The sequence below is a fragment of the Actinoplanes sp. TFC3 genome, assembly GCF_001553785.1.
GTDB lineage: Bacteria > Actinomycetota > Actinomycetes > Mycobacteriales > Micromonosporaceae > Actinoplanes.
In genome coordinates this window covers 4658292-4683679 of the sequence record NZ_LOJP01000001.1, presented here as the reverse complement: position 1 = coordinate 4683679, position 25388 = coordinate 4658292, and the positions used below count along the sequence as shown (strand labels likewise).

The 25388-nt window shown below is 69.9% G+C and carries 24 protein-coding genes; 12 read left to right on the top strand and 12 right to left on the bottom strand.

All coding sequences use genetic code 11. The annotated features are described in order from the left end of the window. Nucleotides 1-35: 35 nt before the first annotated feature. From TFC3_RS21105 to TFC3_RS21080, 6 genes are all read right to left on the bottom strand, one after another. Nucleotides 36-1145: a hypothetical protein gene (locus tag TFC3_RS21105; RefSeq protein WP_067502654.1), complete on the bottom strand. Its 1110-nt coding sequence runs from the start codon at nt 1143-1145 to the stop codon at nt 36-38. Between the two features lie 339 nt (nt 1146-1484). Further along, nucleotides 1485-2801, bottom strand: a complete 1317-nt coding sequence (locus TFC3_RS21100) for a M20/M25/M40 family metallo-hydrolase (RefSeq protein WP_369819635.1) — start codon at nt 2799-2801, stop codon at nt 1485-1487. Nucleotides 2802-2967: 166 nt separating this feature from the next. Further along, nucleotides 2968-3642: a response regulator transcription factor gene (locus TFC3_RS21095; protein ID WP_067502649.1), complete on the bottom strand. Its 675-nt coding sequence runs from the start codon at nt 3640-3642 to the stop codon at nt 2968-2970. Between the two features lies 1 nt (nt 3643). Further along, complete coding sequence (locus TFC3_RS21090; RefSeq protein ID WP_082772204.1) at nt 3644-4885, bottom strand: sensor histidine kinase; 1242 nt, start codon at nt 4883-4885, stop codon at nt 3644-3646. A 229-nt stretch (nt 4886-5114) separates the two neighbouring features. After that, nucleotides 5115-6098: a serine hydrolase gene (locus TFC3_RS21085; RefSeq protein ID WP_067502646.1), complete on the bottom strand. Its 984-nt coding sequence runs from the start codon at nt 6096-6098 to the stop codon at nt 5115-5117. 22 nt (nt 6099-6120) lie between these two features. Next, nucleotides 6121-6810: an ElyC/SanA/YdcF family protein gene (locus tag TFC3_RS21080; protein WP_067502644.1), complete on the bottom strand. Its 690-nt coding sequence runs from the start codon at nt 6808-6810 to the stop codon at nt 6121-6123. Between the two features lie 20 nt (nt 6811-6830). Between TFC3_RS21080 and TFC3_RS21075 the strand changes: the two genes are divergently transcribed. Further along, nucleotides 6831-7538, top strand: a complete 708-nt coding sequence (locus tag TFC3_RS21075; protein ID WP_082772203.1) for a GNAT family N-acetyltransferase — start codon at nt 6831-6833, stop codon at nt 7536-7538. Here TFC3_RS21075 and TFC3_RS21070 read toward each other — a convergent pair. Together TFC3_RS21070 and TFC3_RS21065 are read right to left on the bottom strand one after the other, a co-directional pair. Continuing rightward, nucleotides 7535-9778, bottom strand: a complete 2244-nt coding sequence (locus TFC3_RS21070) for a glycoside hydrolase family 3 N-terminal domain-containing protein (RefSeq protein WP_067502641.1) — start codon at nt 9776-9778, stop codon at nt 7535-7537. The genes TFC3_RS21075 and TFC3_RS21070 overlap by 4 nt on opposite strands. Nucleotides 9779-9922: 144 nt before the next feature. After that, nucleotides 9923-10153 carry a hypothetical protein gene (locus TFC3_RS21065; RefSeq protein ID WP_067502638.1) on the bottom strand — a complete coding sequence of 77 codons (231 nt, stop codon included), beginning with the start codon at nt 10151-10153 and terminating at the stop codon, nt 9923-9925. Between the two features lie 130 nt (nt 10154-10283). Here TFC3_RS21065 and argC point away from each other — a divergent pair, with 130 nt between their 5' ends. The 8 genes from argC to TFC3_RS21025 are packed head-to-tail and all read left to right on the top strand — an operon-like array spanning nt 10284 to nt 18043. Continuing rightward, the gene (gene argC / locus TFC3_RS21060) at nt 10284-11285 is read left to right on the top strand and encodes an N-acetyl-gamma-glutamyl-phosphate reductase (RefSeq protein ID WP_067502635.1); all 1002 of its coding nucleotides are present in this window, start codon (nt 10284-10286) and stop codon (nt 11283-11285) included. Continuing rightward, nucleotides 11282-12454, top strand: a complete 1173-nt coding sequence (gene argJ, locus TFC3_RS21055) for a bifunctional glutamate N-acetyltransferase/amino-acid acetyltransferase ArgJ (protein WP_067502633.1) — start codon at nt 11282-11284, stop codon at nt 12452-12454. Before argC ends, argJ begins: the two co-directional genes overlap by 4 nt. After that, nucleotides 12451-13317, top strand: a complete 867-nt coding sequence (argB, locus tag TFC3_RS21050) for an acetylglutamate kinase (RefSeq protein WP_067502630.1) — start codon at nt 12451-12453, stop codon at nt 13315-13317. Before argJ ends, argB begins: the two co-directional genes overlap by 4 nt. Further along, nucleotides 13314-14471 (top strand): acetylornithine transaminase, encoded by a 1158-nt coding sequence (locus tag TFC3_RS21045; protein WP_067502627.1) that lies wholly within the window; start codon nt 13314-13316, stop codon nt 14469-14471. The genes argB and TFC3_RS21045 overlap by 4 nt, the downstream gene beginning before the upstream one ends. Then, nucleotides 14468-15397, top strand: a complete 930-nt coding sequence (argF, locus tag TFC3_RS21040; RefSeq protein ID WP_067502625.1) for an ornithine carbamoyltransferase — start codon at nt 14468-14470, stop codon at nt 15395-15397. Before TFC3_RS21045 ends, argF begins: the two co-directional genes overlap by 4 nt. After that, on the top strand, nt 15394-15897 hold the full coding sequence (locus TFC3_RS21035) for an arginine repressor (protein ID WP_067502621.1): 504 nt from the start codon (nt 15394-15396) through the stop codon (nt 15895-15897). The genes argF and TFC3_RS21035 overlap by 4 nt, the downstream gene beginning before the upstream one ends. Further along, a complete protein-coding gene (locus TFC3_RS21030) occupies nt 15894-16793 on the top strand; it encodes a hypothetical protein (protein WP_236718236.1) in 900 nt (299 codons plus the stop codon). The genes TFC3_RS21035 and TFC3_RS21030 overlap by 4 nt, the downstream gene beginning before the upstream one ends. Continuing rightward, nucleotides 16793-18043, top strand: coding sequence for an argininosuccinate synthase (locus TFC3_RS21025; protein ID WP_067502618.1), 1251 nt, complete (start codon nt 16793-16795; stop codon nt 18041-18043). The genes TFC3_RS21030 and TFC3_RS21025 overlap by 1 nt, the downstream gene beginning before the upstream one ends. A 6-nt stretch (nt 18044-18049) precedes the next feature. On the opposite strand, the gene dapE is transcribed toward TFC3_RS21025, so the two are convergent. Continuing rightward, the gene (dapE, locus tag TFC3_RS21020; protein WP_067502615.1) at nt 18050-19117 is read right to left on the bottom strand and encodes a succinyl-diaminopimelate desuccinylase; all 1068 of its coding nucleotides are present in this window, start codon (nt 19115-19117) and stop codon (nt 18050-18052) included. 44 nt (nt 19118-19161) lie between these two features. Here dapE and argH point away from each other — a divergent pair, with 44 nt between their 5' ends. Further along, complete coding sequence (gene argH / locus TFC3_RS21015; protein ID WP_236718235.1) at nt 19162-20592, top strand: argininosuccinate lyase; 1431 nt, start codon at nt 19162-19164, stop codon at nt 20590-20592. Nucleotides 20593-20672: 80 nt separating this feature from the next. Here argH and TFC3_RS21010 read toward each other — a convergent pair whose 3' ends face one another. Continuing rightward, on the bottom strand, nt 20673-21620 hold the full coding sequence (locus TFC3_RS21010; RefSeq protein ID WP_153040323.1) for an ATP-binding protein: 948 nt from the start codon (nt 21618-21620) through the stop codon (nt 20673-20675). Nucleotides 21621-21731: 111 nt separating this feature from the next. Between TFC3_RS21010 and TFC3_RS21005 the strand changes: the two genes are divergently transcribed. After that, nucleotides 21732-22673 (top strand): LysR family transcriptional regulator, encoded by a 942-nt coding sequence (locus tag TFC3_RS21005; RefSeq protein WP_067502607.1) that lies wholly within the window; start codon nt 21732-21734, stop codon nt 22671-22673. Here the strand turns inward: TFC3_RS21005 and TFC3_RS21000 are convergent. Next, nucleotides 22670-23128 (bottom strand): nuclear transport factor 2 family protein, encoded by a 459-nt coding sequence (locus tag TFC3_RS21000; protein ID WP_067502604.1) that lies wholly within the window; start codon nt 23126-23128, stop codon nt 22670-22672. The genes TFC3_RS21005 and TFC3_RS21000 overlap by 4 nt on opposite strands. 83 nt (nt 23129-23211) lie before the next feature. Here TFC3_RS21000 and TFC3_RS20995 point away from each other — a divergent pair, with 83 nt between their 5' ends. After that, the gene (locus TFC3_RS20995; protein ID WP_067502601.1) at nt 23212-23874 is read left to right on the top strand and encodes a TetR/AcrR family transcriptional regulator; all 663 of its coding nucleotides are present in this window, start codon (nt 23212-23214) and stop codon (nt 23872-23874) included. Nucleotides 23875-23907: 33 nt separating this feature from the next. On the opposite strand, the gene TFC3_RS20990 is transcribed toward TFC3_RS20995, so the two are convergent. Beyond that, nucleotides 23908-25386 carry an alpha-N-arabinofuranosidase gene (locus TFC3_RS20990; RefSeq protein ID WP_067502598.1) on the bottom strand — a complete coding sequence of 493 codons (1479 nt, stop codon included), beginning with the start codon at nt 25384-25386 and terminating at the stop codon, nt 23908-23910. Nucleotides 25387-25388: the final 2 nt, after the last annotated feature.

The window sequence follows — 25388 nt, the reverse complement described above, 5'->3', positions numbered from 1 at the left end:
CGCGATCACCGCGGCACCGGGCGGTCCCGGCTACCTCACTCGTCGTCGTCCGGCAGCGTGTCCGGATTCCATCGGCCGAGGTACACCGCGGGCTTGCCCTCAACCACCTCGCCGGCGAGCGCGACCGCATCCGCCAGGATGAGTTCCATCATGTCCACCGGCAGGTGCGGATTCGCCGCCGCGGCCTCCGTTGTCTCGTCAGCGTCGAACAGCTCCAGCACCCGCGCGGGCGACAGCCGACGGTCGGAAGCCATGCGTGCTCGCACCACCGCGTACTCGTCGTGGCTCAGGCGTTCGATCAGGCCAGGGGCGGCGTTGGGATCGCGGGGTACGAGTGCTCGCGCGCCGGGGTGCGGGTCTTCGGCCAGGCTGGCGAAGGGGAAGTCGCGCAGCCGGGGGTGGTCCAAGAGCCGGCCGGCCGTCATCGTGGTGGCTTCGAGGAACGTTGTGACGACTCGTTGCGGGGCTACGGTGGCGTTGTATTCGCAGAGCAGCAGTCGTACCGCGAAATCGGTGTCTTCCGCGAGAATCGGGACCAGTTCGGGGGACAGGTGCTGGTTGAGGGCGACGCTGCGCCGCAAGCCGATGTGGGCCGACAGTGCGCACGTTCGCTGCACCTCGGGGTCCTCGGTCGTCGTGGCCCACCACGTGGGACGGAGGCGGTCGTCGGGACCCACGTGGTAGTCGATGGCCTGGCGTTGGTGCTCGGTGAGTTCCGGGCGCAGCGACACCGCCAGCCGTACCTCGTGCGCCGGGTCGTTGGTGAAGCGGGCCGCGATGCCGGCGGGCACCCGCGGATCAGCCAGAGCTTGGGCCCGGCTGTATTCGTTGTCCGTGGCGACCATCGCCTCCGCTTGCGCGCGGGTGAGCGGCACCTCGGGCGTCGGCGCCGTCCTTTGAATTCCGAGGCGTTCCTGAATGTCCTGCGGCACAAAGGGATCGTCCATCAGCGCCAGCACACCCCATTGGGGATACCGCTCGATTATCCGCTCGTAGGCCCACCGCGGCAGTGGTGGTTCCGGCAGTTCCCACGAACCGAAAGCGAGCATGCCCGCGAAGTCGATAAGCGCGGCAACAACGTTCCGGCTCGGATCCTCAACGAAGTGGGCGCGCTGTTCCGGGGTCAGGTACCAGGCGTGCGCCACCCGTTGACGTACTCCGTCATCGGGGTGATCGGCGAGCGCTCGGAACTGCGAGTCCGTCCATTCTTTGCGCGAACTCAGCGACCCGAGCGTTTCCTCACGCTGCTCGTCGATGAGGCGGCGAAGCAGTTCGGCGGGGATTGCGGGGTTGCGGGTCAGGCCGCGCAGACGGGCGCGGACAGGCTTGTTGTGGTGCTTGCGGTACGCGGCATTGACGTGCAGGGCAGCCTCCCAGCTTGGCGTGAGAGCCAGAGTAGGCAGAGAAACTGCAGGTCAACAGGGCCGAACGACCGAGTGATCTTCGTCGCTGCCTGCGGTAAGCTGAGGTCAAGCGTTTCCCGTTCAGCCGGGAACGGGAGCGGCGACCGGGCTGCGGTGGCCGTCGCGATCGATTGCTCGTACCCCGAAGAAGACGTTGTCCTTGGAAATGTCGATCGTCGTCGCGGTTACGTTTCCCACGGCCAGCGCGTGTTCCCAGTCCGGAGCCGTGGTTTCGCGCCAGACCACTTCGTATCCCGCGATGTCGGCCGCCGGGGAAGCCTGCCACCGCAACGTCGTCGCATTGGTCAGCTGCGTCGTGTCAATGATCACACCCTTCGGCGTTCCCGGTGCCTGCGCCAGCGACCACAACGCCGCCGCATTCACCCTGGCCACCCGGGCGATGTACCGGAAATCGCAGAACTCCACGAGATCGCCATACTGCACACCGTTTTCCACGCGCACATTCTGGTGCTCATGAGCGAAATTCTCCCGAGGCTCGGTGAAGCGCGCCGCCGGATACCCGCGCAGCAGAAACGAAATGTGGTCACTGCCGCGCAAATACCGATCGCGGCGCCACACCACCCGCACGGACATGCCGGTCTGCGGGTTCTGCGCGACGTCCCGGACGAACCGGCCGAGCTGCCGTGACGGGCCATCGTTCTCACCCCCGACCGAGAGGCGGGTGGTGGCCTGCGCGGGCGTTTCGGACGTGGGCACCCCTTCAACAAACAATCGGACGGTACGCGGGTCGGCTGCCGTTCCGTCGTGAGCGTCCCCGGTGCCCACAATGTCGTTGCTGAACATTGCTTGCACGTCCGTGCCGGCGTCCTTGAGAACCTGGGCCAGATGGTCGGATCCGTAAAGTCCCTGCTCCTCGGCCGCCACCGCCGCAAAAACGATGGTGGCCTGCGTCTTCCGCCTCGCCATTACCCGGGCAATTTCCATGACGGCGGCTACCCCGGATGCGTCATCGTCGGCCCCGGGCGCGTCGCTGGTCGCGTCCAGGACATCGCTGGCCCGCGAGTCATAGTGACCGGTCACCACATAAACCCGGCCGGGCTCGTCGGTGCCCCGCAACGTGGCCACAACATTGGTGATCCGCGTCGGCTCCGGAATGCGAGAGGCGGGAGCCTGAACGTACGACTGCAGCTCCACGGTCATCCGCCCGCCCGAAGCGGCGGCGTAGTCCCGGAACTGCTCGTAAATCCAATCCCGCGCAGCTCCGATCCCGCGTACCGGGTCATCCTGACTGGACAAGGTGTGCCGGGTACCGAAGGAAGCAAGCCGTCGCACAGTGGTCTCGATGCGGTGCGGATCAATTTCTCGCAGCAGCGCCTTGAGCGCCCGATCAGGCTGTTGTTCGGGTAATCCGCCCGGCTTCGCGCCGGGTCGGCTCACCGAGGCCTGCGCCGCCCTGCCCGAGCCGGCCGCTAGCACCGGAGTTGTAGCAACAACAGCAGAGGCAGAAAGAAACGCACGCCGGCTCGCCTGCGGGCGCTCACCACGATCCGTCATGCCCCCTGACTCTCGTCCATACCGGACACCATGTCCACACCCATCAATGTCAGACCTTTGGAGGGGTTGGTGAATCCGTCACCCCCCGCAGGAACCGGAGCACCGCCAGAACCCGCCGATGATCCGAGCGATCCTGCATCAGATCGAGCTTGAGAAAGATTGCGGTCACATGCTTCTCCACGCTGCGTTCCACCAAGTGCAGCTTCTCCGCGACAGCCACGTTGGACCGCCCCTCGGCCAGCAGTCCCAGAATTTCGCGTTCGCGGGCCGACAGCCGCCCGAGCCCGGCATCAGTCGCCGGATCGGCGAGCAGATGCCGTACCACTTCCGGGTCCAAAGCCGTTCCACCCGCCGCCACCCGCCGCAAAACCTCGACGAATTCGCCCGTGCTGACGATGCGGTCTTTGAGCAGGTAGCCGACGTGCCCCTTGTTCTCCGACAGCAGCCTCCGGGCGTAGCTGGTCTCGACCCATTGGGAGAAGACGAGGACGGCGATGCCGGGGTGCTGGGAGCGAATGGTCAGCGCGGCCCGCAGACCCTCGTCGGTGTGGGTGGGCGGCATGCGCACGTCCACGATCGCCGCGTCCGGACGCTCGGCTTCCACCGCGCCCAGCAGCGCATCGGCGTCGCTCACCGCCGCCACCACGGTGATGCCGTGTTCGCCCAGCAGCAGTACCACGCCGTCACGCAGCAGCGGGTTGTCCTCGGCTACGACAACGCGCATGTCAGTCCTCTCGCGGCAGGGTCATGGTGATGGTGGTGGGGCCGCCCGGTGGTGACGTGATGCTCAGAGTTCCGTCCAGCGCCTCGGCCCGGCGCGTCAGCCCGGTCAAGCCGGTACCCGAGCGGGCCGCGGCACCGCCGTGACCGTTGTCGGTGACCGTCAGCGTGAGCCAGCGGCCTTCCTGGGTCAGCGCGATGCCGGCCCGGGTCGCCCCCGAGTGGCGGGCGATGTTGGTCAGCAACTCGGCGACGGTGAAGTACACGGCCGAGGCGGTGGCGGCGGAGGGCCGGGCCGGCAGGGCGACCGCCACCGACGCGGGCACCGCGCTGCGACCGGCCAGGGAGGCCAGGGCCACGTCGAGGCCGTCGTCCAAGGCCGGCGGGTGCAGGCCGCGCACGATGTCGCGAAGTTCGGCCAGCGCCTCGGTCACCGTGCCGCGCGCGTCTCGCGCCAAAGCTTGCACAGGTGCTTCGGTACTGCGGCTCTCGATGCGTGACAGGGCGACGCCGAGGGCGACCAGACGGGCCTGCGTACCGTCGTGCAGGTCGCGTTCGACGCGGCGCAGCATGGCGGTTGCGTCGGCTTGCAGGGCGGCGCGGCCGGCTTCGAGATGGGCGCTGCGGCGGGCGGCCGGGCTGGGGCGCAGCAGGGCTCGGACCAGCAGGGAGTCCAGCAGGATGATCAGACGCAGGTACCAGGGCAGGGCCAGCAGGATGATCAGCGCCAGCGTGATCTGCCAGGCAGGCCCGTCGATCAGGTGGGGGGCGGACAGCCGCCACACCGGGTAGGTCAGCGCGAGCGAGCCGAGGAGCAGCGCCAGCACTGCGCCGTAGGCGCCGACGTAGAACAGCGGAAAGCGCAGGAAGCAGTACGCGAGGGCGCGCCAGGCAGTGGCGTCGCTGAGCACGGCGATGACCGGGCGCCGCCCGAGCGGGGGTGGGTCGGGCCAGGTCCAGCCGAGCAGCCGGCGGGCCGGGGCGCGGAAGTAGCGCGGGGTGAGCCGGGCCAGACCCAGGATGCCGGACAGCGGGGCGAGACCGAAAATGGCGACCGAGAGGGCACTGGCCACGATGCCGAGCAGGGCCAGCGCGAACGTCGGCGTGCTCAGGATGGCGGCGGTGAGCACGAACGTCAGTTCGCGCCAGACGCGGGTGCCCTTCCAAGCCCGCAGCAGGATCACCCCGAAAGCCTCGCAGACGTCGACGGTCAGCGTGTGCCCGCTCGTGGCCCCGGCGAGGCGCATGACGGCGAGGTCGCGGCGGCGGGCCAGCCGACGGTCACCAGCGTGTCAACGGCGGCGACGGCGGCGAACGCGGGCCAGCACGCCGTGCGGAGACCGCCGGGACACGGCCGCCAAGGAGATCACGGATTTCACGGCTCCAGCCTTGTCCCGGCGCCGCCGCCGCACATCGGTGCTGGCCCCCGCAACCAGGTGCGGACAACCGAACCCAGCCGCCGTGGACCTGCTGGCCCTAGCCGCCGTTCACCGGCCGGAATGTGTCGCCCTGCTTGGCCGTGGTGGGGGCCGATGCGGGTAGCTTGTCCATCATTGTGCGCCCGATCACCGCGTGCGCCTGCACCGCGGGATGGGTGGAGCCGTAGTTGTCGCGGTCGCCCAGGCCCTCGGCGAACATGGCGTAGGTCAGCTTGGGGGCACCGTCCGAGCCGAACATGATGCCCGCCTCGTGCCGGGACGCGCCGAGGGTGTTGAAGTCGGCGCCGTACTTGGTGGCGACGCGGCTGCGCTCCACCGAGGACATGGTCCGGCGTACGCCGTCGTGGTAGCCGTTCTGCCAGCGGGTGATGCTCAGCAGGAACGAGCAGGACTGCGGGCTGAGCAGCGTCTTGGTGGCCAGGCGCCACAACAGGTCGTGCATCTCACGGGGCGTGGTGGTGCCCAGCAGGAAGCGGTTGGGGTTGGCGACCGGCTCGACGCGGGTGTGCGTGAACCCCTTCGCGGCAAGGATCTCGTTGATCTCGGCGGCCGGGACGACGCGGCCGCACATGCGCACCGCGGTGTTGTCGGACATCAGCAGCATCGCGGTGAGGAAGTTGGCGACGGTGATCTCGTCGCCCCAGACGGTGTGCAGGAAGTAGATGCCGCTGCCGCGCAGGATGATGTCGGCCGGAAGATCGAGTTTCTGCCCGAGCGACAGCTCGCCGCGGTCGATTTTGTCCATGACCGCTGTGGCTACGGCGAGTTTCTGCACGCTGTAGCCCTGGGTGACGTGGTCGGTGTCGTCCTCGACGATCGGAGTGATCGCCCCGGTGCCGTCGACGGTGGCGATGTGGGTGTGCCAGGTGCCGCCGGCCGTGGCCTTCTCCCGGGCGTACACGTCGGCGATGTCGTCGCCGGCCGGGTCGGCGTGGGCCGGCGCGCTCACGCCGACGGTGGCTGCTGCGGCTGCTGCGGCGCCCAGGCCGAGGGCGGAACGGCGGGACAGATTCGAAGACATAGGTCTATTTTGATGGACGGGGTCAAGCCAGCGCCTTGTCCACGCCGGTCTCGTGCGGGCCGAGGAACACCGGATCACGCCCGGACACCACGTCGATCATCGCCTTGACGACCGCACCGCGCTCGCGGGCCACGCTGTGGTACCAGGGTTCGCGGTAGACCCGCACGGAGTCGTCGGCCACGCCGTTCGCCTCGATACCCAGGCTGCGGCACACGGTGACGGCCCGGTCGATGTGGTAGCTCTGGGTCACCACGGTGAGCGCTGTGACGCCGAAGATCTCCTTGGCCCTGGCGCACGAGTCGTAGGTGTCGAAGCCGGCGTGGTCGAGCACGATCCGGCTGTTGGGCACGCCGCGGTCGAGCAGCCACTTGAACATCGCGCCGGGCTCGTTGTAGTCCCACTCGCGGTGGTCGCCGGAGACGAGGATGGCCTTGACCTTGCCGGCGGCGAGTAGCTGGCGGGCGATTTCGAGGCGGGCGGCCAGGAACGGTGACGGGTTGCCGTCGGGGTAGACCTCGGCACCCAGGACCAGGGCCACCGGCGCGGCCGGGACGGCGCTTTCCTCGTACACGTGGCCGTGGGCACTGGAACGCACCCACAGGTCTCCGGCCGCCATGGCCAGGACCGACGCGGCGACGCCGAGAGCGCCGAGGCAGGTGAGCCGGCGCAGCCAGGTGTGCAGGCGGGAGGGGAGAACCACGCCGCTGAGCATGCCAGGTACGGTCAACTTCCGTGACTGCGCTCGACGTGTTTTCCCTCGACTCGATCCCAGCCGACGAGGATCCGCTGCTGGTCTGGGCGGCGCAGGACCTGCGGCCCGGGATGCGCGCCTGGGCGCTGGGCGACGCCGTGGCGGTGGCCCGTCAGCAGGTCGCCAACCGTGACCGCATCGCCGTGCGCGGAAGTGCCGCCGATGTCAGCGAGCTGCTGCGCCGCATCCGGTCCCAGGTCGAGGGCTTGCATCCCATCGGCGACGAGGACCTCATCGCGCGCGTCGACGGCATCGAGACGATCGCGCAGTTCGGCTGGATGGCCACCACTGCTTGCGTCCCGGATGCCCGGTCAGAGCTGGTCAGGGTCGGTGATGAGCAGGCCGGCGCCTTCCTCGACGAGAACCATCCGCACTCGTTCGCCCGTCCGGGCTGGCCGGGCGTCGAGCGATGGCTCGGCCAGCGCGACAGCGACAGTGGGCTCCTGGCCGTGGCCACCGATGCCTGGACGACGAGCCGGATCGGTTTCATCTCGGGCGTGGCGACCCGCCGGGACCGCCGCGGTCGGGGACTCGCCACGAAACTGTGCGGAGCCCTGACCAACCACCTGCTCACCGGACGCCACATGGTCGCGCTGCTCGTGGATCACGACAACCTTCCGGCGGTACGCACCTACGAGCGCCTCGGCTACACGATGCGACGGGTAGCCGCGGCGTCGTACGTGGGTTAACCGATCCGGAAACGCGCGGCCAGCAGGTTCGTCTGACGCGAGTTCGGCCCCACCAGCAGGTCGAACTCGCCCGGCTCGACCACGCGCCGCCCGGCCGCGGTGACCAGTGAGCAGTCGGCCGCGCGGACCTCCAGCTCGACGGTCACCTGGGTGCCCGGCTCGACCGTGACCTGCCGGTACGCCTTGAGCTCCTTGGTCGCCCAGGTGATGCTGGTGACCAGGTCGCTGATGTAGGCCTGCACGGTTTCCAGCGCCGGTCGTGAGCCGGTGTTGGTGAGCATGATGCTGGCCCGGATCACCCCGTCCGCGCTGACGCCGGGCTCGGCGATGCGCAGATCCGAGTATTCGACAGTGGTGTAACTCAGGCCCTCACCGAAGACGAACAGCGGGTCCTGGCTCAGGTCGGCGTAGCGGTTGCCGTGCTGGCCACGGATCTGGTTGTAGTAGATCGGCTGCTGACCGACGTGCCGCGCCGCCGAGACGGGCATCCGGCCGGTCGGCTCGATGTGGCCCAGCACCAGCTCGGCCAGCGCCCGGCCGCCGCGCATACCGGGGTTGAACGCCTGGATGATGGCCGCAGAGTTGAGCACGGACGGCGGCAGCACGGCGGGCTTGGAGTTGAGCAGCACGATCACTGTGGGCGTACCCGAATCGGCCAATGCCTCCAGCAGTGCGAGCTGGCCACCCTGCAGTTCCAGGGTCGCCGTCGATTTGCTCTCCCCCGTCAGCGCGACCGTGTCACCCACCACGACCACCGCGTAGTCCGCCGCCTGCACGGTCTGCACCGCCTCGGCGATCAGCGCGGGCTCGGCCACCGCTGGACGCGAGATCGGCGGGCGGGGCTGGCCGTCGGGGTAGAACTCGCCCAGCGGGTCGGGCACCAGCACCTCGATGTTGGCGCCCTGGGCGCTGGTGACCGTCCAGGTCGGCGGGACCACCGCGCGGAAGCCGTCGAGCACCGTTTCGATCAGCTCACGCGGCTGGCCGTCGGGCATCCAGTCGATCTGCCCGGAGGCGCCGGCCCAGTCACCCAGTTGCGACTGCGGGGCGTCGGCGTTGGGACCGATGATCGCGACGGTCTTGGCGCCGGTGCCCGCGAGCGGCAGCGTGCCGTCGTTCTTGAGCAGCACCAGCGAGCGCCGCGCCACCTCGAGGTTGAGCGCAGCATGATCGGCGTGCCCGATCACCGCGGCCTGCCGCTCGGCGTCGGGGGCCCGCGGGTTTTCGAAAAGGCCCAGTTCGAACTTCAACCGCAGGATTCGCCGTACGGCCGCATCGACCTCCTCCTCGGCCAGCAGCCCCTGCTCGACAGCTCCTTGGGCGCCCTCGAAGAACGACGGTGTGGTCATGACCAGGTCGTTCCCGGCTTTGACGGCCACCGCCGCGGCCTCGACGTCGTTGGCGCAGACCTTCTGCTCCCACACCATGCGCCCGACGTTGTCCCAGTCGGTGACCAGCGTGCCGGTGAAGCCCCACTCGTCCTTGAGCACGTCGTTGAGCAGCCACTTGTTCGCCGTGATGGGCACGCCGTCGATCGACTGGTAGCCGAGCATGAACACCCGGCAGCCGTCCTTGGCGGCGCGCTCGAACGGCGGCAGGAACCAGGCTCGCAGTTTGCGCGGGCTCAGGTCGGCCTCGCTGGCGTCGCGGCCGCCCTGGGTCTCGGAGTAGCCGGCGAAGTGCTTGGCGGTGGCGAGCACCGCGGTGGGGTCGGTGAGCCCGTCGCCCTGGTAGCCGCGGATCATGGCGGCACCGAGCTCGCCGATCAGGAACGGGTCCTCGCCGAACGTCTCGTCCAGCCGGCCCCAGCGCAGGTCGCGGGCGATGCACAGCACGGGGGAGAAGGTCCAGTGGATGCCGGTCGCGGACACCTCGATGGCGGTGGTGCGGGCCACCCGCTCGATCAGGGCGGCGTCCCAGGTGGCGGCCATGGCGAGCTGGGACGGGAAGACGGTGGCGCCGGACCAGAAGCCGTGGCCGTGGATGCAGTCCTCGGCGGTGATCAGCGGGATGCCGAGCCGGGTGCCGGCGGCCAGGTCGATGGCCTCCAGCATGCGCTGCGGGGAGGCGTGCAGGATCGACCCGGCCAGCTTCTCGCTCACCGCGGCCTTCAGGTCCCGGCGGGCATCCAGCTGCAGCATCTGCCCGACCTTCTCGGCCAGCGTCATCCGGGCCAGCAGGTCGTCGACCCGCTGCTCGATGCTCAGGCTGGGATCACGGTACGGGTCGTCAAGGCCCACGAGGCAACTCCTGTCGGTCCGACCGCGCGACACACGGTTTCCGAACGGCAACTCATCGGTAAACGTCGGAAGTGTCGCACAGTCCGGAACCGGTACCGGGCTCCGCGGGGGTCGGCTTTTCGGTCAATTGGTACCGGAACTGATCTATGCCTCGGCGCTGCCCTCGATGCTCGCCACCGTGAGACCGGCCGCATCCAGCGCGTCCGTGCGCGCGCCCTGGGCCTGCTTCTCGCGTTCGGCCAGCGTCGCATATTCGGCCAGCACGGACGGGTCCTCGAGGTCCTCGACGCGATCGAGGAAGCGCTGGGTGGTGCGCACGGCCTCGGCGTAGGCCAGGGCGGTTTCCCGGATGCGAGCCAGATCTTTGTCAGCCATGCCCGCAGGCTTACTCCGGACGGGGGTATCCCGGCAAGTGACGAGTACCTCGGCCGGGACGGGGGAATCACGCTTGCTTCCGCGCGCCGAGGCGTTATACGGTCCTCTGCATAGTCATGCGGAGGTAGGTATGGGAATCCGGGTCGCTGTCGCCGGGGCGAGTGGGTATGCCGGGGGTGAGCTGTTGCGGCTCATCGCCGGGCACCCCGAACTCGACCTCGTGGCCGCCACGGCACACACGCAGGCGGGGGCGCCCGTGTCCGCCGTGCACCCTCAGTTAGCGGGTCTCGACCTCACGCTCGGGTCGACCGGCGCCGCCACCCTGGGCGACGCGGATCTGGTCTTCCTCGCCCTGCCGCACGGGCAGTCGGCCGCCCTGGCCGCCCAGCTGAGCGGCGGCGTCAAGATCGTCGACCTGGGCGCCGACTTCCGGCTGCAGGACGCCGCGGCCTGGCAGCGCTACTACGGCGGCACCCACGCCGGCACCTGGACCTACGGGCTGCCCGAGTTGCCCGGCCAGCGCGCCGCGATCGCCGCGAGCGACCGGGTCGCCAACACCGGCTGCTACGCCGTCACCATCACCCTGGCGCTCGCCCCGCTGATCGCTGCCGGGGTCGCCGACCCGGCCGACGTCGTGGTCGTGGCCTCGTCCGGCACCTCGGGCGCGGGCCGCAGCGCGAAGGTCAACCTGCTCGGCAGCGAGGTGATGGGCGACCTGAGCCCGTACAAGGTGGGGGCCCACCAGCACGTGCCCGAGATCAAGCAGGCCACCGGGGCCGACTCGCTGTCGATGACCCCGGTGCTGGCGCCGATGCCGCGCGGCATCCTGGCCACGGTCACCGCCAAGCCGATCGGGCACACCCCGCCGCGGGAGGTGCTGCAGGCCGCCTACGCCGACGAGCCGTTCGTGCACGTACTGGCCGAGGGGACCTGGCCGCACACCGCCGCGACGCTCGGCTCCAACTCCTGTCACCTGCAGGCCACCGTCGACGTCGACTCCGGTCGCATCGTCGTGCTCAGCGCCCTGGACAACCTCGGCAAGGGCGCGGCATCGCAGGCCGTGCAGAACGCCAACCTCATGCTCGGGCTGGATGAAACCGCAGGGCTCTCGATCTTCGGGGTGGCACCGTGAGCATCACCAAACCCAAGGGGTTCCGGGCCGCTGGCGTCGCCGCCGGGCTCAAGACCAGCGGCGCGCCCGACGTGGCCCTGGTCGTCAACGACGGTCCCGACGCCACAGTGGCCGGCGTGTTCACCGGCAACCGGGTCAAGGCCGCCCCCGTGCTCTGGAGCCAGCAGGTGCTCAAGGGCGGCGTGGTCCGGGCGGTCGTGCTCAACTCCGGCGGGGCCAACGCGTGCACCGGCACCCAGGGCTTCCGCGACACCCACGCCACCGCTGAGCACGTCGCCGGGGTGCTGCGGGGGCTGCCCAAGCCGCTGCTCATCGGAGCCGGCGACGTCGCGGTGTGCTCCACCGGGCTGATCGGTGAGCTGCTGCCGATGGACAAGCTGCTGCCCGGCGTCACCGCCGCGGTCAAGGGACTGACCACCGCGGGCGGCCCGGACGCGGCCACCGCGATCATGACCACCGACACCGTGGCCAAGAACGTGCACGTCGAGGGGGAGGGCTGGTCGGTCGGCGGCATGGCCAAGGGCGCCGGGATGCTCGCGCCGGCCCTGGCCACCATGCTGGTCGTGCTCACCACCGACGCGGTGGCCGGCTCCGAGGCCCTGGACACCGCGCTGCGCGAGGCGACCCGGCTGACCTTCGACCGCATCGACGCCGATGGCTGCATGTCGACGAATGACACCGTGCTGCTGCTGGCCAGCGGCGCCTCCGATGTGCAGCCCAGCCAGCAGGAGCTGACCGCCGCGGTCACCACCGCCTGCCACGATCTTGCGCAGCAGCTGATCGCCGATGCCGAGGGCGCCACCAAGCACATCGTCATCGAGGTGCTCGGCGCGGCCAGCGAGGCCGACGCGGTCGAGGTCGGCCGCGCGGTGGCCGGCAACAACCTGGTCAAAACCGCGATGTTCGGCAACGACCCCAACTGGGGACGCATCCTTGCCGCCGTCGGCACCACCCGGGCGGCGTTCGCGCCCGACCGCATCGACGTGGGCGTCAACGGCGTCTGGGTGTGCAAGGGCGGGGCCGCGGCCGAGGACCGGTCCAAGGTGGATCTGTCCGGGCGCGACGTCACCATCCAGGTGCACCTGCACGAGGGCGAGATGGACGCCACCATCTGGACCACCGACCTGAGCCACGCCTACGTCCACGAGAATTCGGCCTACAGCACATGACCCCGCATGAGAAAGCCGCCGTCCTGATCGAGACCCTGCCGTGGCTGGAGCGCTTCCACGGCGCCACCGTCGTCATCAAGTACGGCGGCAACGCCATGATCAAGCCCGAGCTGCAGGCGGCGTTCGCGGCCGACATGGTGTTCCTGCGCTACGCCGGGCTGCGACCCGTGGTCGTGCACGGCGGCGGCCCGCAGATCTCGCGGATGCTCACCACGCTGGGCATCGAGAGCGAGTTCCGCGGCGGGCTGCGCGTCACCACCGCCGAGGCCATGGACGTGGTCCGGATGGTGCTCGTCGGGCAGGTCGGGCGCGAGCTGGTCGGCCTGATCAACCAGCACGGCCCGTTCGCGGTCGGGCTGTCCGGGGAGGACGCGCGGCTGTTCACCGCGGTGCGCCGGCCCGCCGTCATCGACGGTGAACCGGTCGACATCGGCCAGGTGGGCGACGTGGCAAAGGTCGACACGTCAGCGGTCGACGACCTCATCGCCGCCGGGCGCATCCCGGTCATCGCCAGCGTCGCCCCCGACGCCGACGGCGTGGTGCACAACGTCAACGCCGACACCGCCGCGGCCGCGCTCGCGGTGGCGCTGGGCGCGCGCAAGCTGGTCGTGCTCACCGACGTGGCCGGGCTCTACACCAACTGGCCCGACACCTCGTCGCTGACCCACCGCATCGGCGCCGACGAGTTGGAGAAGCTGCTGCCCGGCCTGGAAGCGGGCATGGTGCCCAAGATGGAGGCGTGCCTGCGCGCCGTGCTGGGCGGGGTGCCCGCCGCGCACGTCGTCGACGGCCGGGTCCCGCACTCCACCCTGCTGGAAGTGTTCACCTCGGAAGGAATCGGAACCATGGTGGTGCCGTCATGAGCAGCCTGGTCGAGCGTTGGTCCCAGAGCTTGATGAACAACTACGGCACCCCGGCACTGGGCCTGGTGCGCGGTGAGGGCGCGGTGCTCACCGGCGAGGACGGCAAGCAGTACGTCGACTTGCTCGGCGGCATCGCGGTGAACGCCCTCGGGCACGCCCACCCCGCCGTGGTCGAGGCGGTCACCCAGCAGATCTCCTCGCTCGGGCACGTGTCCAATTTCTACGTCTCCGAGCCGCCGGTCGCCCTGGCCGAGCTGCTGCTGGCGCTGGCCGGGCGGCCCGGCCGGGTCATCTTCGGCAACTCCGGGGCCGAGGCCAACGAGGCCGCGTTCAAGCTGTCCCGGCTCACCGGGCGCACCCACGTGGTCGCGGCCGAGGGCGGGTTCCACGGCCGCACGATGGGGGCGCTGGCGCTGACCGGCCAGCCCGCCAAGGCCGACCCGTTCCGGCCGCTGCCCGGCGAGGTGACGCACGTGCCCTACGGCGATGCCGAGGCGCTGCGCACCGCCGTCACGGGGGAGACCGCCATGGTCATCCTCGAACCCATCCAGGGCGAGATGGGTGTTGTCGTGCCCCCGAGCGGTTACCTGGCCGCGGCTCGGGAGATCTGTGACCGTACCGGGGCGTTGCTGGTGCTCGACGAGGTGCAGACCGGCATCGGGCGCACCGGGCACTGGTTCCATCACCAGGGCGAAGGCGTCGAACCCGACGTCGTCACGCTGGCCAAGGGCCTGGGTGGTGGGCTGCCCATCGGTGCGTGCCTGGCGTTCGGCCGGGCCGCCGAGCTGTTCACCCCCGGCTCGCACGGCACCACCTTCGGCGGCAACCCGGTCAGCTGCGCGGCCGGGCTCGCGGTCATCCGCACCATCGCCGGCGAGGGGCTGCTCGACCACGTCAAGCGGGTCGGCGAGCTGATCCGCCGCGGCATCGAGGGGCTCAACCACCCGCTGGTGTCCGGGGTCCGCGGCGCCGGGCTGCTGCTGGGTATCGTGTTCACCGGGAATGCCTCCGCCGAGATCGCGGGCAAGCTGCGCGACGCCGGGTTCCTCGTCAACGCGGTGCAGCCCGACGCCATCCGGCTCGCCCCGCCGCTCATCCTCAAGACCGACCAGGCCGAGGCATTCGTCGCGGCCTTCCAGGAGGCTCTCCCGTGACCCGGCACTTCCTGCGCGACGACGACCTGAGCCCGGCCGAGCAGAACGAGGTGCTGGAGCTGGCGGCCGAGATGAAGGCCGACCGGTTCCGCTACCGGCCGCTGGAGGGCCCCCGGTCGGTCGCCGTGTTCTTCGACAAGGTCAGCCTGCGGACCCGGCTGTCCTTCGAGACCGGCATTCCCGAGCTGGGCGGCAACGCGATAGTGGTGGACACCCAGGCCACCCACTTCGGCCGGGGCGAGTCGCTGGCCGACGCCGGGCGGGTGGTGTCGCGCTACGTCTCGGCGATCGTGTTCCGCACCTCCGGCGACGAGCGGCTCGCCGAGCTGGCCTCCGACGTGCACGTCCCGGTGGTCAACGCGCTCACCGACGGCTTCCACCCCTGCCAGCTGCTGGCCGACCTGCAGACGATCCGCGAGCGTTCCGGCAGCACCGCGGGCCGGGTGCTGACCTATGTGGGCGATGCCGCGAACAACATGGCGCACTCCTACCTGCTGGCCGGGGCGACCGCCGGGATGCACGTGCGGGTGGCCGGGCCCGAGGGCTTCGACCCCGATCCCGCGGTGGTGGCCCAGGCAGCCAAGATCGCGGCGGACACCGGCGGCTCGGTCAGCGTGCTGCGCGACCCGCACGAGGCGGCGGCCGGCGCCCACGTGCTGGCCACCGACGCGTGGACCTCGATGGGCCAAGAGGACGACGGCGCCGACCGGGTCACCCCGTTCCGGGCCTACCAGGTCAACCAGGAGCTGCTCGCCGTGGCCGCACCCGACGCGATCGTGCTGCACTGCCTGCCGGCTCACCGGGGCGAGGAGATCACCGACGAGGTGCTCGACGGACCGCAGAGCGCGGTGTTCGACCAGGCCGAGAACCGCCTGCACGCCCAGAAGGCTCTGCTGGCCTGGCTGCTGGCGGCCGACCCGTCATGACCGCGCCGGGCACGCGGGCGGCGCGGCACGCTCTCATCATCGACATCGTGTGGTGCGACAACGTGCGCTCACAGGTCGAGCTGTCCCGCAGGTTGCACGAACACGGGGTGCAGGTGACGCAGGCAACGCTGTCGCGTGACCTCGAGGAGCTTCGGGCCGTCAAGACCGGCGGGGTGTATGTGATCCCCGAGGACGGGCGGCCCCCGCTGCGCACGGCCGAGGAGGCGCCCGCGCGGCTCGTGCGGCTGCTGCGCGAGTTGCTCACCTCGGTGGACGTCAGCGGCAATCTGGTGGTGCTGCGGGTGCCGCCGGGGGCCGCGCAGTTCCTGGCCAGCGCGCTGGACCGCTCGGGGCTGCCCGACGTGGTCGGCACCATCGCGGGCGACGACACCATCCTCATCGTGGCCCGCGAGCCCGCGATCGACACCGGGTCCGGCGCCCGCCTCGCCGGGAAGCTGACGGCGTGGAGCCGTACCGACAGTGAAGGGGTTCCGTCGTGATCGCCCAGCAGCCCATCGTCGAGGCGCACTTCCCGGGCTTCGCCGACAACATGCAGAAGCTTCAGGCGCACGGGCTGGAGTTCTACCTGGCGTCGAACGACACGCTGCGGCCGTACCTGAACGAGGCGCCCTACGGCCACAAGCTGGACTGGCTCGACTTCACCGAGACCACCGGCGACAAGGGCTGGGACACCGGCGAGTTCCTCAACCTGTTCAACGTGATCAACGGCATCGCGTTCGGCGACCGGGGCATCCCGATGCCGCAGTGGGTGATGGTCGACCTGATCCTGATGCCCTCGGCGGCAGTCATCGCGGCGCTGCCCCAGTCGTTGTTCACCGAGACGCTGGAAACCAGCGCGTTCGACGACGACGCGAAGAAGCACCTGCGTGCGGTGTTCGAGAAGGCAAAGGCTAGTGACTACACCGGTCCCATCCCGATCGGCGGCTACTGTGCGGCGCCCAGCGCGGCGCCCGGCACGTGGGTCGGCTGGTCGCTGTGGTCGGTCATGACCAACGTCGGGCTCGGCCGGGCTCTCAAAGCCCTCGCGCTCTCGGTCTACCAGGCGAAGAAGCTCGACGGCGTCACCCAGTACGACAACACGGCGCTGCGCGTGCACACCAAGTTCGGCCGGTTGCAGATCATGGTGGCGACCGTGCCGTTCCACACCTCGCCCGGCTCGTTCGTCTATGAGAACGACTTCACGCTGCCGGTCACCGAGCGCGAGCCGGAGCCCACGTTCCTGCTCGACCCGTTCGACTACGACCGGCAGCGGGCCATGCAGAAAGCCATCGAGGCCCGCGAGTCCCGCTACTTCGTGCTGGCCCCCGGCCACATCGTCCGCGACGGGTCGTCGTACGTGCCGATCCTCGAAGTCCCCTTTGCTGAAGGAAACTGATGTCCAAGCGCAAGATCGTCCTCGCGTTCTCCGGCGGCCTCGACACGTCGTACGCCCTGGTCTCCCTCAAGGAGCAGGGCTGGGAGGTGCTGACCGCCAACATCGACACCGGTGGCCTGCACAGCGGTGAGGCCGACGTGGTGCGCCAGCGCGCGGAGGAACTCGGCGCGGCTCAGCATTTCGTCATCGACGCCCGTGAGGAGCTCTACTCCCGCGTCATCACGTACGCGATCAAGGCGAACTACCTGCGCAACGGCGCGTACCCGTCGTGCGTGGGCGCCGAGCGGCTCGTGCAGGCCGAGCGGGTCGTGCAGGCGGCGCTGGACAACAATGCCGACGCGGTCGCGCACGGCTCCACCGGTGCCGGTGCGGACCACGTGCGCTACGACTCGGTGATCCGCGCGCTGGCGCCGCAGATGGAGATCGTCACGCCCATCCGCGACGAGCGGCTGACCCGCGAGTTCGAGCGCGACTTCCTGCTGCAGCACGGGTTCCACACCCCGGACAAGGTCACCACGTACTCGATCAACGAGGGGCTCATCGGCACCTCGATCGGCGGCAAGGAGACCTACGGATCGTGGGACTATCTGCCGCAGGACGCGTGGACGTACACGAAATCCATCGATGACGCCCCCGCCGCCGGCGTGGAACTGATCCTGGAATTCGTCAAGGGTGAGGTCGTCTCGGCGACCACCGCCGACGGCACCCCGATCGAGGGCACCGGCGGCGACGCCCCCAACTACGCCATCCTGCGCGCGCTGAACACCCTGGCCGCCGAGCACGGCGTGGGCCGCGGCATCCACATGGGCTCGACCATGGTCGGCAACCTTGCCCGCGTTGGCTTCGAAGCCCCCGGCATGCTCACCCTGATCACCGCGCACCGCGAGCTGGAGAAGCTGGTGCTCAGCAACCGCCAGCAGGCCACCAAGGCGCAGCTCGGCAACACCTACGGCGACCTGCTGCACGAGGCCGTCTACTACGACCCGATCCTCGACGACTTCCGCGCGTTCCTGGACTCCAGCCAGCAGCGGGTCACCGGGCACGTGCGGATCAAGCTGGTCAAGGGCAACATCATCCCGCTGGGCAGCCGCAGCCCGTACAGCTTGCTGGACGCGGCCACCCGCGAGGGCGTCGTCTACGGCTACGGCTCGTCGCTGTGGAGCGGCGAGCAGGCCCGGGCCTTCGCGCACATGTACGCGATCCCGGGTGCGATCGCCAAGAGCGCCGGCCAGCCGGAGAAGCCGGAGTGAGCCGGGCTATTGCAGCCAGGTAGCCAGGACGCGCTCGCATTCGCGGATCTCGGCGACCGGCACGTACTCTTCGTCGGTGTGGGCCAGCAACGGGTCACCCGGCGCATAGTTCACCGCCGGAATGCCGAGCTCCGCGAAACGCGACACGTCGGTCCAGCCGAACTTGGCCGCCGGTTGACGGCCCACCACGGCCACGAACTCCGCGGCCGCCGGCTGGTCCAGGCCGGGCCGGGCGCCGGGCGCCTGATCGCGGATCTCCAACTCGTAGCCGGCGAACACCTCCTGCAGGTGGGCGTAGGCGGCGGCGACGCTGCGGTCCGGGGCGAAGCGGTGGTTGATGTCGATCACGCACTCGTCGGGCACCACGTTGCCGGCCAGCCCGCCCTGCACGTTCACGGCGTTGAGACCCTCGTGGTACTGCAAACCGTCGACGAGGGGCTGGCGGGGTTCGTACGCGTTGAGGATCGCAAGGATCGGGGCGGCCGCGTGAATCGCATTGACCCCGCGCCACGACCGGGCGGTGTGCGCGGCCTTGCCTTTGAGCGTGATCCGTACGCGCATGGTGCCCTGGCAGCCGCCCTCGACCCCGGCGTTCGACGGCTCCCCGAGAATCGCGAAGTCCCCGCCGAGCCACTCGGGATGGTTGCGCACGAGCCGTCCCAGCCCGTTGCGCACCGAGGCGACCTCCTCGTTGTCGTAGAAGACGAACGTGAGATCGTGACGCGGCTCGGTGACGGTGGCCGCGATGCGCAGCTGGGTCGCCAGTCCGGCCTTCATGTCGCAGGTGCCGCGCCCGTGCAAGAGTTGAGCGTCACCCTCACCGGTGGTCCGGGTGGGCAGATTGTCCTTGATCGGTACGGTGTCCAAGTGCCCGGCGAGCACGATGCGCCGCTGCCGGCCGAGGTGCGTACGCGCCACCACGGCATCACCGTCGCGCAGCACTTCGAGATGCCCGAGCTTGCGCAGCGAGGCCTCCACGGCATCGGCGAGCACGGCCTCCTCCCCGCTGACCGAGGGGATGTCGCAGAGCGCGCGGGTCAATGAGACAACATCATCGTGCAGGTCGAGCGTCATGGCAGTGACCCTATCGTTGGGTTTTTATCGAACAGGAGGCAGCAGTGCCGGAGACCGAAGGTCCGACCAGGCTGTGGGGTGGCCGGTTCGCCGGTGGACCGGCCGACGCGCTCGCGCGCCTGAGCGTGAGCGTGCACTTCGACTGGCGGCTCGCGCCGTATGACATCGCCGCGTCCCGGGCTCACGCCCGCGTGCTGGCCGGAGCGGGCCTGCTCGACGCCGACGAGCTGGGCAAGATGCTGGCCGCCCTCGACGATCTCGAGTCGGCGTGCGCGGCGGGGGAGTTCCGCCCCACCATCGAGGACGAGGACGTGCACACCGCGCTGGAGCGGGGCCTGCTCGAACGCCTCGGCGCGCTGGGCGGCAAGCTGCGCGCCGGCCGCTCCCGCAACGACCAGGTAGCCACCGACCTGCGGCTCTACCTGCGCGATCACGCCCGCGGGGTGGCGTCCGCGGTGGTCGAGCTGGCCGACGCGCTGATGGAGCAGGCCGGCCGGCACATCGACACCCCCGCGCCGGGGCTGACCCATGTGCAGCACGCCCAGCCGGTCAGCTTCGGGCACTGGCTGCTGGCCCACGTCCAGCCGCTGCTGCGCGACCTCGAACGCCTGCGCGACTGGGACGAGCGCGCGGCGATCTCGCCGCTGGGCTCGGGGGCGCTGGCTGGTTCGTCGCTGCCGCTGGACCCGGCCGCGGTGGCCAAGGAGCTGGGCTTCAAGGCCCCCGTGCAGAACTCGATGGACGGGGTGGCCGACCGCGACTTCGCCGCCGAGTTCCTGTTCATCACCAGCCTGGTCGGCGTGCACCTGTCCCGGCTGGGCGAGGAGGTGGTGCTGTGGACCTCCACCGAGTTCGGCTGGGTCATCCTCGACGACGCGTTCGCCACCGGCTCCTCGATCATGCCGCAGAAGAAGAACGCGGACATCGCCGAGCTCGCCCGCGGCAAGGCCGGCCGGCTCATCGGCGGTCTGGTCGCGGTGCTGACCATGCTCAAGGGCCTGCCGCTGACCTACGACCGCGACATGCAGGAAGACAAAGAACCGGTCTTCGACGCGGTGGACACGCTGCAACTCCTGCTGCCGGCTCTGGCGGGCATGATCTCCACCATGACGGTACGGGTGGACCGCCTCGCCGCCGCCGCACCCGTCGGCTTCTCCCTGGCCACCGAGGTCGCCGACTGGCTGGTCCGCAAGGGCGTACCGTTCCGCGACGCGCACGAGATCACCGGCCGCCTGGTAGCCCTGTGCGCAGCCCGCGAATGCGAACTCGAAGACGTCACCGACGACGACCTCAAAACGGTAAGCGAGCACCTGGATTCGTCGGTACGCCAAGTGCTGTCGGTGCGCAGCGCGCTGGCTGGCCGCACAACACCGGGCTCGACGGGCCCCGGACCGGTGGCGGACCAGCTGCAGATCGCCTCGGACAAGCTCGACGGGTGGCGCGAGTGGGCGATCGAGAGCGTGGTCCCGCGCTGAGGTGGGCCTGAGGCAGCACAACCCGCTTGCCACTTCGGCGAGCGGGCTGTGCTGTGGTTGGGCCCAGCCACAGGCCCGGATCATGGCCGTGGGCGCCGCCAGCGTACCGTCGGGGGAAGTTTGCTCAGGGGCTCGCGGACCAGCGGCTCGATCGCCCGTCCGGTTCTGATGCGTTGCAGAACCAGATCGCCTCGGGCTCTTTCGACCTCGTCGATGCGTTGCCGGCCCAAGAAGTACAGCCAGAATCGCAGGTACGGGTCGGTGATCCGGTAGCGGCGTTCCTTGGACGCCGTCGTGGACAGCGGAAGCTCGGGCGCGACCACGCGCTTGCGGATGAGGATCTCGATGGCGCGTACGAGCGGGGCATGCCCGATGGTCGCGGCCTTGCCAATGGTGGTGAAGGTTCGTTCGCCGCTTCCGATCGCGGCCGGCACCGTCGCCGCCTGGGCCGCCACCGGAAATTCGGCCGCCAGGGAGCGTTCTCCCGAAATGAGCAGCGGCGACCCGGGATCGGCGAGTTGAGCCGCCAGGAAGGTCCACAGATCCGTGCCGGGCGCCCAGCCGGCGCAGATGAGCGGAAGTCCGCCGGTGACCAGAGCCGCGTCGATGGCCGGCGCCGGCGGCAACCCTGCCATCTCGGCGACTTCGGCGGGGTTCAACGGGCCGAGGACCATCTCGCGGCCCCGTTGGTGAAACGGCCGCCCGTACTCGTTGAGCGCCTCCATCATCGACAGGTTCGAGCCGATGAGAATGAGCAGGACGGGTTTGCGGCTCAGCTCCCGGTCCCAGGCCCGCTGCAGGATGCTCTCGAAGGCGTCGACCTGGTCGACCAGGTGCGGCACCTCGTCGATGACCACGATGCTCGGCTGATCATCGGGCAGGGCGCTGGCCAGCAGACGTAGCGCGGCACTCCAATTACCCGGTGCGGCGTCTTCGAACAGGGAGCGGCCGGGAAGCGTCGACGCCGCTGGCGCCGGCTGCGGCCTCCGCGCTGTGCCCGTCGCCGGGTTTGCGATGTGCACGCTCACAGAGCGACAAAAGTGGATCTTTTGCGGCAACGTTACGTATTGACTACCGTGATGTTAGCGATAACACTGCGAGAGACGTTCCGATCGACGCCAGATCATCGGGAGGGTGTCATGGTGGTCCAGTCTCTGCCCGGGGTCGCGCACCGGGGCCGGATCGAACTGCGCCAGCTTGGCTACTTCGTCACCCTCGCCGAGGAACTGCATTTCGGACGGGCCGCAGCCCGCGAGCATATCGCCCCCTCCGCGCTGACCGCCCACGTCCAGCGGCTCGAACGGGCCGTCGGCGTGCACCTCGTGGAGCGTACGTCCAGGCATGTTGCCTTGACGGCCGCAGGGGCGCGGTTCCTGGTGGAGGCGCGCCAGATCCTTGAGCATGTCGAGCGGGCCGCGGCGCTCGCGCAGGGGGCCGCTCCCACCTTGCGGCTGGGCTTGCTCGACGAGGGGTATGACGCGATCCGTCCGGTCCTGCGCGCGGTCCAGGGCCGCCATCCCGAGGTGGAGATCCATCAGGTGCAGGCCGGCGTCCCGGAGCAATGCCGGCTGCTGGCCGGCGGGCGTCTCGACATCGGCATCGGCCGGCTGCCGGGCGGGGCGCCGGGGATCACCGCCGAGGTTTTCCGGATGGATCCGCTGGGCGTTGTGCTACCTGCGATTCACCGGTACGCCCACCTGCCCCGAATCCCGATCACCGCCCTGCGCACCGAAACCCTGCTTCTGGCCGACGAGGACCTGGCTCCGGAGTTCAACGCGTTCGTGGCCGAGGTGTGCCGTTCGGCAGGCTTCTTCCCCGAGGTGTTCCCGGGCAGCGTGCAGAACCTGCGCGCCGCCGTCGACCTGGTCGCCCAGGGCCGGTGCCTGCTGTGCATCCCGGCTTCGACAGCGCTCTGGCCACCCGACGTGGTGTGGCGTCCGCTGGAGGGCCGGCTGCCGCGCTACCCCTGGTCGATCCTGTGGCGCACCGCCGACCCGTCCCCGCAAGCCCTCGACGTGGTGGCGATCGCCCGCCGCCTGGCCGCCGCCGAGGGCTGGCGGGAAAGCGACCTGGCGAGCTAGGTTCTGGCCCACCGCTGCATCGGCGGCACCCGGAACATCGCATAGGTGAACTTGCCGCTGATCAGCCCGTCGGCGTCGAAGTGGAACACGTCCAGGCCGTGCCACTGCAGCCGCCCGCCGTGGCGTACCCGGGCGAACCAGCGCAGCGCCGGCATCGCCCGCCGCCCGTTGTCGCCGGTCAGGTCCAGCCGGCAGGCCCAGCGGATGGTGGCCCGGCGGCGTTGCTCGTCGATCACCGTGTCGTACACGTCGAAGGTCATGGCGCCGTACCGGCCGGCGAACTGCGGGGCGAACTCGGCGCGGATCTGGGCCAAGCCGTGGCGCTCGGGCTGGCGGCCGGGCAGGTAACGGGCGTCCTCGGCGAAGAACGCCATCACCTTGTCCAGGTCGGGGCGGGGTTCGTTGAAAACGGCCACGAACGCGTCGATGGTCCGGGCGAGGTCTGCGGCGATCATGGGGACCGATGATAGGAGAACACTGTCCTTTTAACAAGAGAACGGTGTTCCGGTATCTGTTGCGGGATAGGGTGGTGGCCGTTATGGAGACGCCGTTTCAGCGGGCCCGGCGCCCGGAGCAGAAGGACCGGCGGCGCGCGACGATTCTGGCCGCGGCCTGCGAGCTGGCCGAGGGCGCGGGAGTGGCCCGGGTCAGCCTGGGCGACATCGCCACCGCTGTCGGCCTGGCCAAGTCCAACGTGCTGCGCTACTTCGGCACGCGCGAGGAGATCTACCTGCAGCTCGCCATGCGCGAGGGCACGGACTGGGCGGACGCCGCCGAGGCCGGGCTGCAGCTGGCCGGCGGTTTTGCGGCGGTGGCCACCGTGCTCGCCGACGCCTACGCCGACCGGCCGTTGTACTGCGACCTGACCACCCACGCCGAGACAATGCTGGAGCACAACGTCTCGGTGGCCGCTCTGCGCGTCTACAAGGAATGGGCCATCGGCACGTACCTGCAGGTGGGTAGGCAGATCTCCGCAGCGTGCCCGCGGCTGAGCGAGCGCGACGGCGCCGGTCTGGTCATGGCGGCCAGCGCCTTCGTGGCCAAGCTGTTCCCGCTGACCCGCCCAGCCGCGGCGCTGCAGGAGCTCTACGACCAGCAACCGCAGATCGCGCAGGCCTTCCCGCCGTTCCGCCCCACCCTGCAGCGCATGATCGCCGCCACCGCTGCCGGTCTGCCAGCCAGCGAAGAACCCGAGCCGTGAAGGAGTCCCCGCACTGAAGCGGAGCAGCTCAGCTCAACTGAGCCGGATCATGTTCCAGGACAGGGCGGGCAGCTCCGCCTGCAGCCGCCCGTCGTCGACCGTGGCGGACAACGAGCGGGGCACCACACGCTCCGGTTCGGCGACCGTGTTGACCGCGTCCGGGTCGTCGTCGGCGAGCGCGGTGTGCGAGGCGGACGTGCACGCCGGGAAGGCCCGCAGGTCCACCTCCAGGCGCAGTGGCGTGTCCAGCGACCGGTTCACCGCGAACACCACCACACCCGCGCCGGAAGACACCGCCACCGCATCCAGGACCGGCACGTCGCCGTACAAAGCCGTGGACACCGTGGGGGAGGAGACCGCGACCTGCAGCACCGTGCCCTGACCGTGCCGGGCGGTCAGCGCGAACGGGTGGAACGACGCCTGCTTCCACACCCGTCCCCCCGGCTCGGTCATGATCGGCGCGATCACGTTGACCAACTGGGCCAGGCAACCGATCCTCACCCGGTCGGCGTGGCGCAGCAGGCTGATCAGCAGGTTGCCAACCACCACCGCGTCGGTCACCGAGTACACGTCCTCGATCAGCCGCGGGGTCTGCTCGATCTCCAGGTTGGTCTCGCCGGGAAAGCGGCTCTGATACCAGACGTTCCACTCGTCGAAGGCGATGTTGATGCGCTTGCGGTGCCGGCCCACCGCGCGCACGTGGTCGGCGGTGGCGATGAGGTCGTCGATGAAGCCGTCCATGTCGGTGGCGACCGCGAGGAAGCTGGCCCGATCGTCGCCGTGCTGCTGGTAGTAGGCGTGCATGGAGACGTAGTCGACGGCGTCGTACGCCTCGCCGAGCACTGTTGCTTCCCACGAGCCGAACGTCGGCATGGCCCGGTTCGAGCTTCCGCACGCCACGAGTTCGATCGCCGGATCCACCTGCCGCATCGCCTTCGCGGTTTCGAGCGCCAGGCGGGCGTACTCCCGGGCGGTCTTGTGCCCGATCTGCCAGGGCCCATCCATTTCATTTCCCAGACACCAGGTCTTGATCCGGTACGGCGACCCGCCCCGAAGATCCGACCAGTACGTCCCGCCGGGCACATTGCAGTACTCGACCAGCGAACGCGCCGCATCGATCCCGCGCGTGCCCAGGTTGACCGCCATGATCGGCTCGACGCCCACCGTGCGGGCCCAGGTCATGAACTCATCCACGCCCACCTGGTTGGTCTCCAGCGAACGCCACGCCAGATCCAGCCGCGTCGGGCGTGACGACGCCGGGCCGATGCCGTCCTCCCACCGGTATCCCGAGACGAAGTTGCCGCCGGGGTAGCGCACGATCGGCACCCCCAGCTCGCGCACCAGGGCGGCGACGTCCTGGCGGAACCCGTCCTTGTCAGCGGCGGCGTGCCCCGGTTCATAGATGCCGGTGTAGACGCAGCGGCCAAGGTGCTCCACAAAGGAGCCATACAACCGCGGGTCCACCTCGCCCACCACGAACGCGGGGTCGACGGTCAGGGAAGCGTTGAGCATCA

Excerpts from the sequence above, each read along its gene's own strand:
- TFC3_RS20995 (WP_067502601.1), top strand. The coding sequence starts at position 23,212 with ATGGAGACGCCGTTTCAGCGGGCCCGGCGCCCGGAGCAGAAGGACCGG.
- TFC3_RS21000 (WP_067502604.1), bottom strand. The coding sequence starts at position 23,128 with ATGATCGCCGCAGACCTCGCCCGGACCATCGACGCGTTCGTGGCCGTT.
- TFC3_RS21085 (WP_067502646.1), bottom strand. The coding sequence starts at position 6,098 with ATGTCTTCGAATCTGTCCCGCCGTTCCGCCCTCGGCCTGGGCGCCGCA.
- TFC3_RS21035 (WP_067502621.1), top strand. The coding sequence starts at position 15,394 with ATGACCGCGCCGGGCACGCGGGCGGCGCGGCACGCTCTCATCATCGAC.
- TFC3_RS21005 (WP_067502607.1), top strand. The coding sequence starts at position 21,732 with ATGGTGGTCCAGTCTCTGCCCGGGGTCGCGCACCGGGGCCGGATCGAA.
- TFC3_RS20990 (WP_067502598.1), bottom strand. The coding sequence starts at position 25,386 with ATGCTCAACGCTTCCCTGACCGTCGACCCCGCGTTCGTGGTGGGCGAG.
- TFC3_RS21045 (WP_067502627.1), top strand. The coding sequence starts at position 13,314 with ATGAGCAGCCTGGTCGAGCGTTGGTCCCAGAGCTTGATGAACAACTAC.
- argB (WP_067502630.1), top strand. The coding sequence starts at position 12,451 with ATGACCCCGCATGAGAAAGCCGCCGTCCTGATCGAGACCCTGCCGTGG.
- dapE (WP_067502615.1), bottom strand. The coding sequence starts at position 19,117 with ATGACGCTCGACCTGCACGATGATGTTGTCTCATTGACCCGCGCGCTC.
- TFC3_RS21080 (WP_067502644.1), bottom strand. The coding sequence starts at position 6,810 with ATGCTCAGCGGCGTGGTTCTCCCCTCCCGCCTGCACACCTGGCTGCGC.
- TFC3_RS21065 (WP_067502638.1), bottom strand. The coding sequence starts at position 10,153 with ATGGCTGACAAAGATCTGGCTCGCATCCGGGAAACCGCCCTGGCCTAC.
- argC (WP_067502635.1), top strand. The coding sequence starts at position 10,284 with ATGGGAATCCGGGTCGCTGTCGCCGGGGCGAGTGGGTATGCCGGGGGT.
- TFC3_RS21025 (WP_067502618.1), top strand. The coding sequence starts at position 16,793 with ATGTCCAAGCGCAAGATCGTCCTCGCGTTCTCCGGCGGCCTCGACACG.
- TFC3_RS21090 (WP_082772204.1), bottom strand. The coding sequence starts at position 4,885 with ATGCGCCTCGCCGGGGCCACGAGCGGGCACACGCTGACCGTCGACGTC.
- TFC3_RS21095 (WP_067502649.1), bottom strand. The coding sequence starts at position 3,642 with ATGCGCGTTGTCGTAGCCGAGGACAACCCGCTGCTGCGTGACGGCGTG.